Source organism: Celeribacter persicus (genome assembly GCF_003050785.1).
Classification (GTDB): domain Bacteria; phylum Pseudomonadota; class Alphaproteobacteria; order Rhodobacterales; family Rhodobacteraceae; genus Celeribacter; species Celeribacter persicus.
Window position 1 is genome coordinate 101621 of sequence record NZ_QAOH01000001.1, and the last position, 16334, is coordinate 117954.

At 60.9% G+C, this 16334-nt stretch carries 19 protein-coding genes and 1 tRNA gene; 9 read left to right on the forward strand and 11 right to left on the reverse strand.

What is annotated here, in order from left to right; translation table 11 throughout:
- Nucleotides 1-2 precede the first annotated feature (2 nt).
- The 4 genes from C8N42_RS00560 to C8N42_RS00575 form a co-directional block, all read right to left on the reverse strand.
- The gene (locus C8N42_RS00560) at nt 3-1046 is read right to left on the reverse strand and encodes a TRAP transporter substrate-binding protein (protein WP_245889926.1); all 1044 of its coding nucleotides are present in this window, start codon (nt 1044-1046) and stop codon (nt 3-5) included.
- Between the two features lie 99 nt (nt 1047-1145).
- Entirely contained in the window at nt 1146-1913 is a 768-nt protein-coding gene (locus C8N42_RS00565; RefSeq protein WP_107814596.1) for a crotonase/enoyl-CoA hydratase family protein, read from the reverse strand.
- A gap of 15 nt (nt 1914-1928) precedes the next feature.
- Entirely contained in the window at nt 1929-2693 is a 765-nt protein-coding gene (locus C8N42_RS00570) for an SDR family NAD(P)-dependent oxidoreductase (protein WP_107814597.1), read from the reverse strand.
- Nucleotides 2694-2876: 183 nt separating this feature from the next.
- Complete coding sequence (locus C8N42_RS00575) at nt 2877-3347, reverse strand: MarR family winged helix-turn-helix transcriptional regulator (RefSeq protein WP_107814598.1); 471 nt, start codon at nt 3345-3347, stop codon at nt 2877-2879.
- A 169-nt stretch (nt 3348-3516) separates the two neighbouring features.
- Between C8N42_RS00575 and C8N42_RS00580 the strand changes: the two genes are divergently transcribed.
- From C8N42_RS00580 to C8N42_RS00615, 8 genes are all read left to right on the forward strand, one after another.
- Nucleotides 3517-4569, forward strand: a complete 1053-nt coding sequence (locus C8N42_RS00580) for a TRAP transporter substrate-binding protein (protein WP_107814599.1) — start codon at nt 3517-3519, stop codon at nt 4567-4569.
- 93 nt (nt 4570-4662) lie between these two features.
- Entirely contained in the window at nt 4663-5160 is a 498-nt protein-coding gene (locus C8N42_RS00585) for a TRAP transporter small permease (RefSeq protein ID WP_107814600.1), read from the forward strand.
- Entirely contained in the window at nt 5153-6544 is a 1392-nt protein-coding gene (locus C8N42_RS00590; protein ID WP_107814601.1) for a TRAP transporter large permease, read from the forward strand. Before C8N42_RS00585 ends, C8N42_RS00590 begins: the two co-directional genes overlap by 8 nt.
- 18 nt (nt 6545-6562) lie before the next feature.
- A complete protein-coding gene (locus tag C8N42_RS00595) occupies nt 6563-7783 on the forward strand; it encodes a 3-hydroxybenzoate 6-monooxygenase (RefSeq protein WP_107814602.1) in 1221 nt (406 codons plus the stop codon).
- Between the two features lie 30 nt (nt 7784-7813).
- Nucleotides 7814-8512, forward strand: coding sequence for a fumarylacetoacetate hydrolase family protein (locus C8N42_RS00600; RefSeq protein ID WP_107814603.1), 699 nt, complete (start codon nt 7814-7816; stop codon nt 8510-8512).
- Between the two features lie 3 nt (nt 8513-8515).
- Nucleotides 8516-9163, forward strand: a complete 648-nt coding sequence (gene maiA / locus C8N42_RS00605; RefSeq protein WP_107814604.1) for a maleylacetoacetate isomerase — start codon at nt 8516-8518, stop codon at nt 9161-9163.
- A 31-nt stretch (nt 9164-9194) separates the two neighbouring features.
- Nucleotides 9195-10301: a cupin domain-containing protein gene (locus C8N42_RS00610; RefSeq protein WP_107814605.1), complete on the forward strand. Its 1107-nt coding sequence runs from the start codon at nt 9195-9197 to the stop codon at nt 10299-10301.
- Complete coding sequence (locus C8N42_RS00615) at nt 10301-10852, forward strand: maleylpyruvate isomerase N-terminal domain-containing protein (protein ID WP_107814606.1); 552 nt, start codon at nt 10301-10303, stop codon at nt 10850-10852. Before C8N42_RS00610 ends, C8N42_RS00615 begins: the two co-directional genes overlap by 1 nt.
- Nucleotides 10853-10882: 30 nt before the next feature.
- Here C8N42_RS00615 and C8N42_RS00620 read toward each other — a convergent pair whose 3' ends face one another.
- Nucleotides 10883-12019, reverse strand: a complete 1137-nt coding sequence (locus tag C8N42_RS00620) for a cytochrome-c peroxidase (RefSeq protein ID WP_107814607.1) — start codon at nt 12017-12019, stop codon at nt 10883-10885.
- A 191-nt stretch (nt 12020-12210) separates the two neighbouring features.
- Between C8N42_RS00620 and C8N42_RS00625 the strand changes: the two genes are divergently transcribed.
- Nucleotides 12211-12284: transfer RNA gene (locus tag C8N42_RS00625), tRNA-Gly, on the forward strand.
- A gap of 118 nt (nt 12285-12402) precedes the next feature.
- Here C8N42_RS00625 and C8N42_RS00630 read toward each other — a convergent pair.
- The 6 genes from C8N42_RS00630 to C8N42_RS00655 form a co-directional block, all read right to left on the reverse strand.
- A complete protein-coding gene (locus tag C8N42_RS00630; RefSeq protein ID WP_107814608.1) occupies nt 12403-12609 on the reverse strand; it encodes a YgaP family membrane protein in 207 nt (68 codons plus the stop codon).
- A 79-nt stretch (nt 12610-12688) separates the two neighbouring features.
- Nucleotides 12689-13090, reverse strand: coding sequence for a PaaI family thioesterase (locus C8N42_RS00635; RefSeq protein ID WP_107814609.1), 402 nt, complete (start codon nt 13088-13090; stop codon nt 12689-12691).
- Nucleotides 13087-13752 carry an SOS response-associated peptidase gene (locus C8N42_RS00640; RefSeq protein WP_107814610.1) on the reverse strand — a complete coding sequence of 222 codons (666 nt, stop codon included), beginning with the start codon at nt 13750-13752 and terminating at the stop codon, nt 13087-13089. The genes C8N42_RS00635 and C8N42_RS00640 overlap by 4 nt, the downstream gene beginning before the upstream one ends.
- Nucleotides 13753-13860: 108 nt before the next feature.
- Nucleotides 13861-14166 carry a DnaJ family domain-containing protein gene (locus tag C8N42_RS00645; RefSeq protein ID WP_107814611.1) on the reverse strand — a complete coding sequence of 102 codons (306 nt, stop codon included), beginning with the start codon at nt 14164-14166 and terminating at the stop codon, nt 13861-13863.
- Nucleotides 14167-14628, reverse strand: coding sequence for a GFA family protein (locus C8N42_RS00650; protein WP_107814612.1), 462 nt, complete (start codon nt 14626-14628; stop codon nt 14167-14169).
- A 75-nt stretch (nt 14629-14703) separates the two neighbouring features.
- Complete coding sequence (locus C8N42_RS00655; RefSeq protein WP_107814613.1) at nt 14704-16266, reverse strand: bifunctional metallophosphatase/5'-nucleotidase; 1563 nt, start codon at nt 16264-16266, stop codon at nt 14704-14706.
- Nucleotides 16267-16334: the final 68 nt, after the last annotated feature.

Consider the following 16334-nt stretch of genomic DNA (forward strand, 5'->3'; position numbering starts at 1 on the left):
GCTCAGCCCTGCGCGTCGAGGAGTTCGTTGGCGCGGGCGACAATGGCCGCCCCGTCGTGACCGGCCTTGTTCAGTTTCTCGATCCAGGTGTCGTAGATTGGCTGCGCCATCTCACGCCATTTGGCAATTTCCGCCGCCGGGATGGTGTGGATATCGTTGCCCTGCTTCTCGACAACACCACGCCCAAAGGCTTCGAACTCATCGAACTGCGCGCCGAGACGGCGGGACAGATCGGGGCCGGAATGATCGTCGATCACCTTGCGCAGATCGTCGGACAGACCTTCATATTTGCGCTCGTTCATGACGAGGGCAAAGGTGTTGCAATAGACGCCGCGCCCGCCCGCTTCGGGTTCGTTGGTCACCGAGGTGAGTTCCTGAAGCTTGAAGGCCGGCACCACCTCATAGGGCAGGCAGCAGCCGTCGATCACGCCGTTCGAGAGCCCCACAACCATCTCGGTCACCGGGAAGAACACAGTTTCGGCACCCATGAGGGTCAGCATCTCACCCGTCGCCTGATTGGGCGCGCGCAGTTTGAGGCCCTTGAGGTCCTCGACCGTGTTGATTTTCTGCCCACGGGTGTGGAATTTGCCACCGTCATGGGTGTGGAAGGCCAAGGGTTTCAGACCCTTGTATTCGTTCTGACCGAACTCCTTCATGAGTTGATCCATCGCGATGGAGGTCTTTTCCGCATTCGTCACCATGAACGGCAGAGCGAAGGTTTCCGCCACCGGGAAACGGTCCGGCGTGTAGACCGGCAGGGTCCATGAGATGTCAGCGATGCCTTGGCGCGCCTGATCGGCGAGCTGGGGCGGCTTGCCGCCAAGCTGCATCGAGGGGAACATCTGCATCTCGATCGCACCATCGCTGGCGTCGGAAATTTCCTTGGCCCAGACATCAAAAAACCGGGTCTGCATGGGCGCAACGCCCGGCAGAAAATGGGCAACGCGCAGCGTCACCTCGGCGGCGTGGGCTTTTTTCAGAAAGGCCGGGGTTGCGAGAGCCGCACCCATGGTGGCCAGTGCCGTACGGCGAGTCATCGTCGTCATGTATTATCCTCCCAAATCATGACATACGCCCGTGTTGCGGGTCTTTATCTCTTGGAGCGGGCGGCCTCCTCTCCGCCCGACTCGCACGCGCATGGGGTCTTACCGAAAGACCGGCGCGCGTTTTTCGAGGAAGGCTTTCAGGCCCTCTTCGGCATCTGCACTGGTTTGCGACACGGCGGCGCACATGCTTTCCATGAACAGCCCGTCCGCCTTCGCCATATCTTCGATCCGGCTGATCGCCTGGATCATCATGTAATTCGACAGGGTGGCGTTTTTCGCGATCTTGGCGGCAAGCTTTTGCGCCAGAGCCATCGCCTCGCCCTCGCCCACCGCGTAATGGGTGAGGCCCAGCGCCAGACCTTCGTCCGCGTTGTATTTGCGCCCGGTGAGCATCATCTCGCACATACGATCTGCGCCGAGGATGCGCCCGACGCGCACGGTCGCGCCTCCGCCGACGAAAATCCCGCGCATGCCCTCGGGCAGTTGGAAAATCGTCGAGGGCTCGGCAATGCGCACATGGGTCGCCGCCGCCATTTCAAGCCCACCACCGATCACCGCGCCGAACATGGCGGAGATCACCGGCAACCCGCCAAACTGGATTTTCTCCATCACCGCATGCCAGTTGCGCGAGTGGCGCATGGTGCCCTCGGCATTGCGGGCGACATGTTCAGACAGGTCGAGCCCCGAACAATAATGTCCTTCGGTGCCGGTCATGATGACGACACGCACGCCTTCGGGCGGGGCGGAAAAGAAATCGTCTATGGCGTCCAGAAGCTCGTCGCACATGGCGTTGCGCTTGCCGGGACGGTTCATGGTGAGAGTGGCAATCGGCCCCTCGATCTCGATTTTGAGAATCTCGCTGGTCATTGTCTTCTCTTCTTCTTACTTGATCGGCATGCGCGCGGCAGCGTCGAGGCGAATGATGGTCCCGTTCAGCATCGGGTTTTCGACGATGGCCTGCACAAGGCGGGCGTATTCATCGGGATCGCCCATGCGCGACGGGTATGGCACGGATTTAAGGATATCGGCGCGGATGTCGTCCGGCAGACCGGCACTCATCGCGGTCTCGAACAGGCCCGGCGCAATCGCCATCACACGAATGCCAAACCGCGCCAACTCGCGCGCGGCAGGCAAGGTCATGGAAGCCACGCCGCCTTTCGAGGCGGAATAGGCTGTCTGCCCGATCTGGCCGTCCTCAAACGCGACCGAGGAGGTGTTGACGATCACACCGCGCGCGCCGTCCGCGTCGATGGGGTCGGCCTTGGCCATGGCGCGGGCGGCGACGTTCATCACCGCGTAAGTGCCCAGAAGATTGACGTTCAGCGCCTTGGCAAAGCTGTCGATGGTGAGTGAACCGTCACGCGGCAGAATGCGGGCCGCCGTACCGATCCCCGCGCAGGACACGACAATGCGGGGCGTGCCCATGTCTTCTTCGATCTGCGCAAATGTCGCCTCGACCGCCGCCGGATCGCTGACGTCCACGGCATAGCCTTGGCCACCGATCTCGCCAGCGGCCCGTGCCGCAGACGCCGACGACAGGTCGAGAACGGCAACCCGTGCCCCCTGCTCTGCCAACCGTTTCACCGTTGCGAAACCGAGGCCGCTGCCCGCGCCGGTAACGGCCGCGACAAGCCCTTCGATCTTCATGATGATCCTCCCGTTTGAGAAAACCATGCAAAAAGTTAATTGTTATGTCAATGAACAATTAAACTGATGATCAATATCGCAAATGCAGCAAGACACAACTCTGAAAATGCCAGAGAAAACAAAACCCCGCACCAAACGGCACGGGCCATGCACACCAAATCCGCTGCGACGCGGCAGGGACGTTCAGGCTTTCTTGTCGAGAATCAGTGGCGCGCGGCTCAGGTGATTGCCGCCTTCCGCCGCCTTTGCGGCCAGACGTAAAAACTCGCTGCGCTCTTCCCGGCTCAGGCCGGAAAGGATTTCGTCTTGGAAATGGCGCACCACGGGGATCAGCTCATCGAGCAGCACCTCTCCTTCCCGCGTCAAAGACACAAGTCGCGCGCGCCGGTCCTTTTCGCAGACCGAACGCAGGATCAGCCCCTTGGTCTCCAGCCGGTCGAGCACGCCGCCGATGGTGGCGCGGTCATAGGCGATCATCTCCGCAAGCCGCGCCTGTTCGATGCCGGGCTGGGCTCGAATCGCGTTCAATGCGGCGAATTGCACGGAGGTCATGGTCTGGCCATGCGCTTTCATCCGTTCGGTGAAAACCGACATGGAAATCTGGTTCAGGCGGCGAATCAAATGACCCGCCATGTTGTGAATTTCAAGAGCCATCCGCCTCTTCCCCTCCCCCTCACCACAGCGCATTGTCTTTCCCAATGCCTTAAATCCCTGATGCAGGTCAATAATAAGTATGCTTACGGAATTGACTCAGATCAATAGTAAGTATACCCATTATATTGGCGCAACGGGAGTGCGCCCAGAGACAAGAGGAGGAGCTCACATGAATCTCAAGGCCAAATTGCGCGGCACCCTTGCCGCAGCGACCATCGCCGCAATTTCCGGCACAGTCACCGCCACGTCCGCCTTCGCACAGGACGTCACGCTGATCCTGCACCATTTCCTGCCGCCGGTGTCCAACGCCCATAAGGTGATGCTGGAACCTTGGGCCGAAAAGGTCAAGGCCGACAGCGACGGGCGCATCGAAGTCCAGATCTACCCGTCCATGTCGATGGGCGGCAAGCCGGGCGAGCTTTACGGCCAGGTCCGCGACGGCACCGCCGACGTCGTCTGGACACTTCTGGGCTACACGCCGGGCGTATTCCCGCGCACCGAGGTGTTCGAACTGCCGACCGTGCATAAGGGCTCCGCGACCGACACGACCATCGCACTGAACGCATCCATGGATATGCTGGCCGAAGATTTCGAGGACATTCACGTCCTGTTCCTCCATGCCAATGACGGCAACCTGATCCATTCGGGCGGCAAGGAAGTCACCACCTTCGAGGACGTTGCGGGCATGAAGCTGCGCACGCCATCCCGCACCGGGGCCTGGCTGATCGAGGCGCTCGGCGCCGAACCCGTGAGCCTGCCCGTTCCGGCCGTGCCCGAGGCCATGTCGAAAGGTGTGATCGACGGCGCGATGACCACCTATGAAATCGTGCCCTCGCTGAAACTTCAGGAACTCGACAAATACACCGCCGAGCTGCCGAATGGCGACCGTTTCGGCACCGCCGTCTTCATGCTGGCAATGAACAAGGACGTCTATGACGACCTCCCCAACGATCTGAAAGCGGTAATCGACGCCAATTCCGGCATGAATGTCGCCGCCGAGATCGGCACCATGTGGGAGGATTTCGAAGTGGCCGGCACCGACGCCCTCGACGCCGCCGGCGTGACCCGCAACGTTTTCTCCGAAGAGGAAGCTGCAAAATTCTACGACGTGAGCGAACAGGTCGTTGCCCGCTGGGTTGACGAAGTGTCTGCAAAAGGCATCGACGGCGCTGGCCTCGTCGACGCCGCCCGCGCTGCGATTGCCGCGGCGCATACCGAATAACGACCGCAAGAGTCGTCCAAGACCGGAGAGGCGGGTCTCGCCCGTCTCTCCCCCATAACCCCGAAACACGCACCCAATACCGGGAGGCATGCTATGTACGCTGTTGTCACGCGTCTGGCAGATTTCTTTGCCATGCTCGGAGGCGCCATCCTCTTTGTCATCGTTCTGGTCACCACCACGAACACCGGCGCCTTCATTCTCGATCGGTTTCTCGGCCCCTTTGGCCTCAACGTCTCTGGCCTTCCCGGCTATGAAGATTTCGTTCAGCTCGCCATTTCCGGTGCAGCTCTGATGTTCTTTCCTTTCACCCAGGCCTCGCGCGGGCATGTGGCCGTCGATCTCTTCGTCGCCAATGCGCCGATGCCGGTGAAATGGCTTCTGGACCGCATGTGGTTGACGCTCACCGCCGGAGTCGCGCTGTTTCTGGCGTGGTGGATGGTGCAGGGCATGCTTGAGGTGCGCTCCGACGCTGTCGAGGCCGGTGTTCTGGGCTGGCCGATCTGGCCGTTCTATTTCCCCGGTATCGCCTCCATGATCCTTTGGGCCATCGTGTCCGTCAGCCAGATGTTCGGAGACGCACGCTATGCTTGATCCCATCACCATCGGGGTTCTGGGCCTCATCATCCTTTTCGTCCTTCTGATCCTGCGCATGCCGGTCGGCATCGCGATGATCATCGTCGGCATCGGCGGCACCTATGTGCTGTCGCTCGCCCTGCCCTATGTGCGTTTCGTGCCCTATATCCGGCAGTTCAAGACGCTCCTGTGGGAGAACGTCGCAAGCTATGACCTCTCGGTCGTGCCGCTCTTTGTCCTCATGGGCTATATCGCCGCCGAAGCGCGGTTGTCGTCGGACCTGTTCAAGGGGCTTGAGGCGCTTCTGTCCCGCCTGCGCGGTGGCGTTGCCATGGCGGCGATCGCGGCCTGTGGCGGGTTCGGCGCGGTCTGTGGCTCGTCTCTGGCGACGGCGGCGACCATGGGCAAAGTGGCCCTGCCGGAACTCAAGGCGCTTGGCTACAAGGACCGCCTCTCCGCCGGTGCGCTGGCTGCGGGAGGCACGCTTGGCATCCTGATCCCACCGTCAGTGGCGCTGGTGATCTATGCGATCATCGTCGAGGGCTCGATCCTCAAAATGTTCCAGGCCGCCGTGCTGCCGGGTCTTCTGGCCGTACTCTCTTTCATCCTCGTGATCGCCGTTCTGGTCCGGGTGAACCCGTCGCTCGCTCCCGAGCCGCGCCCGATGGAGCGCGAAGAGCGCAACCGTGCGCTCAAACGCCTCTTCCCGGTGATCGGCATTTTCGGCGCGATCATTCTCGGGCTCGGTTTCGGCCTCTTCACCCCCACCCCCGCCGCCTCCATCGGCGTGTTCCTGATCGCTGTCTACGGCTTCATTCTGCGCGCCCGTACGGGCGAAGGGCTGAACTGGGACGGGCTGAAACGCGCACTGCATGCCACCGCGATTACCTCCGGCATGATCTACCTGATCCTGTTCGGCGCAGAAGTGCTCAAGGGCTTCTTCACCCGCTCCGGCCTGCCGCAGGCGCTCTCAGAGTGGGCGGCAAACTCCGGCATGGACCCGATGCTGGTGCTCGTCCTGATGCTGATCGCCTTTGTGATCCTCGGGTGCTTCATGGAAAGCCTCGCAATGATCCTCGTGGTGGTGCCGTTCTTCTGGCCGACCCTGATCGCGATGAATGGTGGCGAATATGTCACCGCCGACATGGCCGCCTTCGGGATGACCAATGAGGACCTGAAAATCTGGTTCGGCATTCTCGCGCTGATCGTCGTCGAGCTTGGGCTGATCACACCGCCCGTGGGGCTCAACGTCTTCATCATCTCTTCGCTCGCCAAGGACACGCCCATGTCCACCGTCTTCCGCGGCGTCATGCCTTTCCTGGGTTCCGAGATCATCCGTGTGGCCCTGATCATCCTGATCCCGGCGCTCACCCTCACCATTCCACGCCTCATAGGCGGTTGACACATAAGGAGACACGTTATGTCTGATCTTCCCATTATCATTGCCGGTGGCGGCATCGGCGGTCTGGCGGCAGCCTGTGGTCTGGCGCGCAAGGGCCATCGCTCCATCGTCGTCGAGCAAGCCCCGGCGCTCGGCGAGATCGGCGCTGGCATCCAGATCGGCCCGAACGCCTTCCACTGCTTCGACTATCTGGGCGTGGGCGACGAGGCACGCGAAAAGGCGGTCTATATCGACAAGCTGCGTCTGATGGATGCGCAAACCGCCGAGGACATCACCTCGATCCCGCTCGACGAACCGTTCCGCGAGCGCTTCAAGAACCCCTATGCCGTGGTGCACCGCGCCGACCTGCATGGCGTGTTGCTCAAATATTGCGAAGACAGCCCGCTCGTCGACATTCGCACCTCTCATGTGGTCGAAGGCTATGAGCAGGACGGCACTTCCGTGACGCTCAAACTCAAAGACCGCGATCCGATCAAAGGGTCTTTCCTGATCGGCGCTGAGGGCCTGCGATCTCCGATCCGCGCCCAGATGGTGGGCGACGGCGAGCCGCGCATCTCCGGCCACACCACCTATCGCTCCGTCATCCCGACCGAGCAGATGCCGGAAGACCTGCGCTGGAACGCAGCGACGCTCTGGGCCGGTCCGAAATGTCACATCGTGCATTACCCGCTCAAGGGCTGGAAGGTTTTCAACCTCGTCGTGACCTATCACCGCGACGTGCAGGAAGCGATTGCCGGTCGTCCGGTCTCGAAAGAAGAGGTTGCCGCCGGTTTCGAGCACATCCACCCGAAAGCCCGTCAGGTCATCGAACATGGGTCTGATTGGAAACTCTGGGTGCTCTGTGACCGCGACCCGATTTCCAACTGGGTCGACAACCGCGTAGCGCTTCTGGGCGATGCCGCCCACCCGATGCTGCAATACTTTGCGCAGGGCGCCTGCATGGCGATGGAAGACGCCGTAGCCATGTCCCATTGCATCGAGCATTACGGCGAGAACGTCGAACGCGCGTTGCAAATCTATCAGGAGATGCGCAAGGTCCGCACCGCCCGCGTGCAGATGAACTCCCGTCTGATCGGCGAATACATCTACCACCCGGACGACGCGAAAGCCGCCGTGCGCAACCACGTTATGTCCAACATGACGCCGGACGAATGGTACGACCAACTGTCGTGGCTCTATGGCTCCACCGGTCTCGATGAGAGCACCGTCAATGCCGCGCTGAAAACCGCTGCTGAATAACTCTTCAAGAAACGCAAAAAGGACAAACCTATGGCTTATGTCTTCCCCTCCGCCGAGCCAGCCACCGTGGCCGTCGATGGCTCCGATGACCGTCTTCCGGTCCGCCGCATCTTCTGTGTCGGGCGCAACTACGCCGCCCACGCGCGCGAGATGGGCAGAGACCCGAATCGCGAACCGCCCTTCTTCTTCACCAAACCGGCCGATGCCGTGGTGGACAGTGGCGAAGTGGTCGCCTACCCGCCGGAGACCGAGAACTTCCACTACGAGGCCGAGCTTGTTGTGGTGATCGGCAAAGGCGGCAAGAATATCGCGGAAGAGAACAGTCTGTCGCACGTTTGGGGTTATGCTATCGGCAACGACCTGACCCGTCGCGACCTGCAACTCAAGGCGCGCGAACAAGGCCGTCCGTGGGACTGGGGCAAAGCGTTTGACCGCTCTGCCGTGATCGGTCCGGTGTTCCCCGTCGAAAAAGTCGGCCACCCGGACAAAGGGTCGATCAAGCTCACCGTGAACGGTGAAGTGAAACAGGATGCAGACCTGAACGAGCTGATCTGGTCCGTGCCGGAAATCATCTCGATCCTGTCGCACTCGATGACATTGCAGCCGGGCGATCTGATCATGACCGGCACGCCTGCGGGCGTGGGCGCGCTTGTCGAGGGCGACACCTGCGTGGTCGAAATCGAAGGTCTGGGCCGGATCGAGACCCCGATCGGTAAACGCGAGGCGTAAGCCATGACGTTGAAGTTGCACAACTTCTTCCGGTCCTCGACGTCAACGCGGCTGCGTGCCGCGTTGAACCTCAAGGGGCTGAACTATGACTATATTCCCTATGTGCTGCGCACCGGGGAAACGCGGACGCCGGAGTATCTGGCGAAGAACCCGCAGGGTCTGGTCCCCACCCTTGAGCGCGAGGACGGCACTTACCTGACGCAATCTCTCGCCATCATGGAATGGCTGGAGGAGACCCACCCGGAGCCCGCGCTTTTGCCCGCCGATGCCGACGGTCGCGCCCGTGTCCGCGCGCTGTCCTACATGATCGCGCTGGAGATCCACCCGCTGAACAATCTGCGTGTTCTGTTCCGGCTGCGCGATCAGTTCGGAGCCGACGAAGAGGCGCAAAAAGAGTGGTTCACCCATTGGGTCACGATCACCTTCGATGCGCTGGAAGCCGAGCTTTCGGCGTCGAAAGACACCGGCACCTATTGCCACGGCGATACGCCGACCATGGCCGATTGCTGTCTCTATGCACAGGTCTGGAACAACAAACGCTTTGGCGTTCCGTTGGAGTCCTGGCCGGTGATTTCGCGGATTTACACGGAACTCGACAAGCTCCCGGCGTTCACCAAAGCCGCGCCGCCCAATCAACCCGACGCGGCCTGACGCGTCATTCTTAACCCGGAGGAATTTCACGATGCTGACCGAAGATCGCAGCCACGATACTATCGAGCATGGCATGCAGCCGGAGGACACCCCGGAACTGCGCGCCCTGTACAAGAGCTTCGAGGAAGAGAGCCTGATCCCGCTCTGGACCCAGCTTGGCGACCTGATGCCAATGACCCCGAAATCCAAGGCCGTGCCGCATGTCTGGCGTTGGGCCGATCTTCTGCCGCTGGCGGAAAAATCCGGTGAGCTGGTGCCCGTGGGCCGTGGCGGCGAACGCCGCGCCATCGGCCTCGCCAATCCGGGTCTGGGCGGTCACGCCTATGTCACGCCGACGCTCTGGGCCGCGATCCAGTATCTCTGCCCCGGCGAGAATGCGCCCGAGCACCGGCACAGCCAGAACGCCTTCCGCTTCGTCGTTGAAGGCGAAGGCGTCTGGACCGTCGTCAACGGCGATCCGGTGCGCATGTCGCGGGGCGATTTGCTCCTGACGCCAGGCTGGAACTTCCACGGCCACCACAATATCGCGAATGAGCCGATGGCATGGATCGACGGGCTCGACATTCCGTTCAGCCAACAGATGGATGTGGGTTTCTTCGAGTTCGGTGCGGATCGTGTGACCGACAATGCAACGCCGGACTTCTCCCGTGGCGAGCGCCTCTGGTGCCATCCGGGCCTTCGTCCGCTGTCGCAATTGCAAAACACCGTCTCTTCGCCGATCGGCGCCTATCGCTGGGAATTCACCGACCGGGCGCTGACCGAACAGCTTTTGCTGGAAGACGAAGGCCAGCCCGCCACCGTCGAACAGGGCCACGCCGCGATCCGCTATGTCAACCCAACCACCGGCGGCGATGTGATGCCGACGATCCGCTGCGAATTCCACCGCCTGCGGGCCGGTACGGAAACCGCGACGCGCAACGAAGTCGGGTCCACCGTGTTCCAGGTCTTTGAGGGCAAAGGCGCCGTAGTGATGAACGGCGTGGAGCACAAGCTTGAGAAAGGCGACATGTTCGTCGTGCCATCCTGGGTGCCGTGGTCCTTGCAGGCCGAAACACAGTTCGATCTGTTCCGCTTCTCGGACGCGCCGATCATGGAACGCCTCGGCTTCATGCGTACCATGGTCGAAGGGCAGAAGTGATGTCTCTCACAGAGACGGACCTTGCCGCCCGCGAGGCTTTGAGGGCGCGTCTGGGCAAGGGGGCGCGGTTCGACGCCCCCAACGCACCGGCGGAAGACCTTCTGCTGGCTCGACGCGGTACGGCCTATTTTGCCCGCAAACTGATGGAATTGTCGGACGAGGCGCTTTTTGAGCCCTCTGCTGTCGAGGGATTGAGCCGCGCCCATGTGATCGTGCGCGTGAGCTATGAGGCCCGTTATCAAGCGCTGGCGCTCGAAGCATTGGACAAGGGCGAAGTGCTTGAAATCCCCGAGGACCTGCCCTCTCTCGATCTCGCCGCCACGCTTCCGGCCCGCGCGCTCCGCCACCTGTTCCAGCATTCCGAGGTGCATCTCAACGTCTGTTGGCGCGATCTCTCAGAGGCGCAGTGGGACATGGATCTCGTGCTGGCAGACGGCACGAAAATCACACCCCGCGCCCTGCCCATGATGCGCGCCAAAGGCGTCTGGCAAGGGGCGCTCGATCTCGGAAGCGGCGCACGGCTCAAGGACATCCCTGCAAGCCTGCGCTAAAGCCCTCCCCTGCCCCATCAGGGGCCGGGGTCATTCTGCAAGCAGATGCTCGTACCGCGCATCCGTAAGTGTCTTCATAAAGGCCACCAGCGCGTCGATTTCCCGATCCTCAAGCGCCGGACCGGTCTCCAACTCTTCCATCGAGATATTTTCCGCCACTTCGGGCGGGCCGAAACGCTCGCCGGTCTCCGGGTTGATCATCCGCGCCTCGGATTTGGTGTTGTAGGTGTTGTAGAACAGCACGACCGTGCGCAGGTCCTGAAACACCCCGTTGTGCATATAAGGCGCTGTCACGGCGATGTTTCGAAGCGTCGGCACCTTGATCTTGCCTTCGAGCCCTGCCGTCTCCGACAGCATGTCGTTTTGCGCCAGCCCGAGATCGGGATGCCCGCGCCCCACCCCGTTCATATCACGCAGCTCGCCATTCTCCGGCACGCCGATGTTGTGATATTCATAATTGGTGAAGGTCTCGCCTTCCGCCCCCGCCTGCGGCTTGAGCTGATGACAAAGATTGCAATTGGTGAACTGCTGCGAGAAAAACAGCGTCTCGCCCAGCAGTTCTTCCCGCGTCAGCTCCACTTCGCCGCGCAGATAGCGGTCGTATTTGCTGTCGAACGGCGAGAAGAGATCGGTCTCCTCAAAGGCGGCAATCGCCTTGGTCATCGCGGCATAAGCCGCGTCCTTGTCGGCAAAAATCTCATCACCGAAGAGATCCTTGAAAGCCACGACATAGGCCGGATTTTCCTCCAGCCGCGCCACCACGGACCCCGCGTCCGGCATCCCCATCTCGATCGGGTTCAAAGGCGGTCCGCCCGCCTGATCGGCAAGCGTTGCGGCGCGACCGTCATGAAACTGCCCACCCATGTAGACGCCTTCGTCGAGCTTCTGGAACATCGGCGCGAAATGCGCGTAGGAGGCGGTCGGCGCATTGCGGTCGCCCAGAGACACACCGTCGTCGCCGGGAGAGGCCATGCCGCGCGGATCGGCGAAACCATATTCGGGATCGTGACAAGTCGAACAGGATTGTGTTCGGTTCTTGGACAGATTTTCATCGAAGAATAGCGCTTCGCCGAGGGTTTCAAGCGTGTCGAAGTTCTCGGCCTGCAATGCCGCAGACGAAAGGAGCGTGGTGCAAAACAGGGTCAGTGCGAGGGGTCTGGCGATCATGAGCGCAGTGCTTTCCGAATGGCTTTGGGCGGATGGAACCGCCTTACCCGAGTTTTTCACTCGGAAATTTGACCGAAGTCAAGACTTGGCGAGAAAACGTGATTGCCCTGCGTCGGTATAGCCCGACGAAACCGGGTGCGGAAGGCCACTTGACGCCCCCAGCCCCATCGCCTAAACACGGGCGGCACTGCGCGGGCGTTGTGTAGTGGTAAGACCTTAGCCTTCCAAGCTAATGACGCGGGTTCGATTCCCGCCGCCCGCTCCAAACCTTCCCCACATCATTGAGTTCATCTGATCGCCGGTCCGTGGCTTTCTGATGGCTCAAATACTCAAAAGAAAACGGGGCCCCGAAGGACCCCGCTCTGACGTTTTTGCGCACGAGATCACTTCTCGAAGGCGCAACCGACCGGCAGGCCGAGTTTGGCAAAGATTTTTGCCGCCGGGCACCAGCCGGAGAAGGCCGACTGCAACATATTGGCCCCGATGAACACGGTAAACCAGACGAACAGCGGGTGGACGAATTGGGTCAGCAGCACGCTGACGAGAATCATGATGCCGGCAAAGGCGAAAACGGCGCGGTCGATGGACATGGGAGTCTCCGTAACAAGATGTCAGATTTGTGAAACGCTTTAGCAAATCCTGAAGTTAAATTCAATATTTCGCATATACTCATGCACCCGAGCGCACCCGGAAAGTACCCTGTCCCATCGCGATCAACTCGCCGGTCTCGTCCACGATGGTGCCTTCGGTGAAAAACGTCTTTGTACCGCCACCCATCCGCCGCCCCTCGGCAATCAGCCGCGTGCCTTTTGGGCGTGACAGGTAGTTGATGTTCAGCGACAGCGTCAGCGTCATACGCCGATCATCCGGATCGCCGGTATAGGCGCCGGCATAGCCCATGGCCGTGTCGAGCATGGTGGCATAGATCCCGCCATGGGGAATGCCAGAGCGATTCAGGTGAAACGGCGCGACCGTGGTTTCGAACCGCGCGACATCCTCGCCCCAGCCGGTCATTTCAATGCCCAGATGCGCCAACGCCGCCGACGGCCCCTCCAGAAGCGATACCTTCATGTGTCGATCTCCTCAATCAGCTCAGGCCCCGTGGCCCGGTTGGAATTTACCGCCTTGCCGACGCGATGAAACTGCAGGCTTTCGTCGGGCACGGGCCGCATCAGAAGCGCCGCACCATGGCCCTCTTCGCCCAGCCATTTACCCCAGTGCTCCGCTTGCAAAATCACGGGAATACGGTGATGAAGCGCGGCCATACGGCCCGTGGCTCCGGTCGTGACGATGGCGCAGGAGGACAGACGCTCGCCCCCCTGTTCCCAGTCCTGCCAGATACCGGCAAAAACCATCGGCCCCTCCTCTGCGGGCCGGATATACCACGGCAGTTTCTCGCCCCCTTCGGGTCGGAACCATTCGTAAAACCCGTCCGCCGGGATGAGACAGCGGCGTTGACGGCAGGCTTCACGGAACGCGGGTTTTTCCGCAATGGTCTCGGCCCGCGCATTGATCAGCAGCGGCCCGTCGGTGGGCGTCTTGTACCAGCGCGGAATAAAGCCCCATCGCATCGGCACGAGGTGGCGTTGATCGTTTTCGCGATAGATCACATGGATTTGGGTGGTCGGACAAATGTTGTAATTGGGGCTATCCGGTAAATCATTGGCAGGCACAGCTTCGAAAAGCTGCGCCAGAGCGTCACTGGTCTTGGAAAGAGCAAAACGTCCACACATGGGGGCAATTTAACGGTTTGGAAGGCGAGGGCCAGAACCGATTGTGCAGAAGGTGTTTTGAGTATTTGGGCCATCAGAAAGCCACATCGCAGCGGAAAGCTCCGCCCCTCAGCGATACGCCTTGCGCGCTACCTCGATTCTGGCGTCCATCATCGACATCTCTTTCATGATCTCGGTCCGACGGGTGCGGTCGGCGGTTTCACGGAGTTCGGCGCGTAGTTTCTCCAACTCGCGCGAGAGCGACACGAATTCCGGCATGCCACCGTTCTCCTTGATCAGCCGGTTGAGAAGTGCGTTCTCCGGATCGTCCTCGCGCGGCAAGGGCTTGCCCACCCCCGACAGGTTGTCGAAATCGCCCTTCGCCTCGGCCTCGGCGATTTTTTGATTGATCAGGTCGATCAGCGGGTGGTCCATCTAGGCCTCCCGTGCTGCCTTGAACCGGGCAAGGCTGGCCTCTGACCAGACCTCTTTCGGCTTGTAGAACGCATCGAACACCTGTGCGCCTTCCGGCAGTACGACCCAAGGAAGCTTTGTCGAAGTGAAGATATGCACATCCGGCACGATCTCCGCACGTTCCTCCAGCGTGCCGCAGCGCACGAAGGCAAAGGCATCGCTGGAGCCCGCGTAATGTGACCAGAGCGCCACCTTGCACAAGGGGCAGCGCGCGACGGTCTGGCCATGGCCCGAGTTGGAGGGAGTGACAACCATCTCGGGCATGCCCTTGGTAAGTTTCACTTCGGAGGTCTCGACATAGGCGTTGAGCGCGAAGGCCGAACCGGTTTCCCGCTGGCACCATGTGCAGTGACAGCAATGCACAATCATCGGCGCGGCTGTGACCTCGAATTCCACCTCTCCGCATGTGCAACGTCCGTGCATGCCATCCCTCCCGGCCCAAATGAAAATGCCCCCGCATGATCGCGAGGGCTTTCCCTTTTGTCCAGTTCGAACCGTTTATTTGACGGTGATGCGGCCATCCGTATAGGGCTCGTAGGGCGCATGTTCGATCATGTACTCGGCCAGAACATCGGCGAGATCGGGACCGAAGTCATAGGCGTTCTCGGCGCTCAGAAACATCTTGTAACCGTCGCCGCCGTTGCGCACGTAGTTGTTGGAGACCACGCCGTAGAGCTTGTCCATCTCGATCGGCGCGCCGCCGACCATCACGTCGGAAATGCGGGAGCCAACCTCGGCGGAGGGATCGACGGTAAAGGACATACCCGCCACCTGCGGGAAGCGACCAGCGCCATCGGCCATTTCGGAAACACCGTTTTCAAGCGCCTCAACCATGGTTGCGCCGGTCACCTGGAACGTCGACAGCGTGTTCTGGAACGGCAGAACCGTGAGAACGTCACCCATGGTCACCTGACCACCCGGAATGGAGGCGCGCAGACCACCGCCGTTCTGGATCGCAATCTCGATGCCCTGGTCCTTCACGCGCTCCAGCATGGCGTCGGCCACCAGATTGCCCATCGGGCATTCGACCGCCCGGCAGGTCTCGCGCGAGCCGTCGATATCGGCGGCGGCTTCGGCAACGACCTTGGCTTTCAACTCGTTGATCGGACCAGCCAGCTCGGCGATGCGGGATTTGATCGCTTCGTCCTCAGCCACGGAAGCGTCGAGCAGGATCGGCTCACCGGAAGCGGAGATCAGCTTGCCCTCGTCATCGAAGGTCAGGACAAGGTGGCCGAGATATTTCGAATAGGCATAGGCGGAAACCACCGGAACCTCGCCCACCATGATGGGGTAAGCCATCGCGCCTTCGATCTCGTTGGAGAAGAGCGTATGCGAGTGGCCGCCGACCACGGCGTCGACACCGGCGACCTCTTCGGCCAGCGACAGATCCTTGTTCACACCGACATGGGTGAGAGCGATGATCTTGTTCACACCTTCGGCCTCAAGTTCGGCCACATCGGCGGCCAGACTGTCGGCCTCGTCCTGGAAGATCACGTTCGGGCCGGGGCTGGAGGTTTCCGGCGTGTCCACGGCCAGCGCAGAGATGATACCGATCTTTTCTCCGCCCACTTCGAGCACGACATGGTTTTTCACCTTGTCGGCGAGCAGGTTGGACTGGCTCACATCGAGATTGCCGGAGATCACCGGGAAGCTCGCATGCTCGATCAGTTTGAGCGTGCCTTCCGGGCCGTCGTCGAATTCGTGGTTGCCCAGAGCCATCACATCATAGCCGATCTTGTCCATCATCTCGGCTTCGACATCGCCCTTGTAGGTCGTGTACATCAACGAGCCCTGATACTGGTCGCCCGCGTCGAGCAACAGAACATTCTCACCGTCAAGCTCCGCGCGCATCTCGGCGACCTTCGTGGCCAGACGGGCATAACCGCCAAAGCATTCACCCGCAGCATTGTCCTCTTCGGGACAGGTGTTGTCGTATTTCGTGATCGGTTCGATCCGGCTGTGCAGATCGTTGGTGTGCAGGATGTGCAGCGTGTAATCGGCATGCGCCGCACCTGCCATCAGTGCCATTGCGGCAGTGGTGGTGAGAACTTTTTTGAGCATATCTTGCCCCCTGTTGACCATAATGAATTCCAACCTGACCGGTCTTGACCATCGAGTCAAAGCCCGAA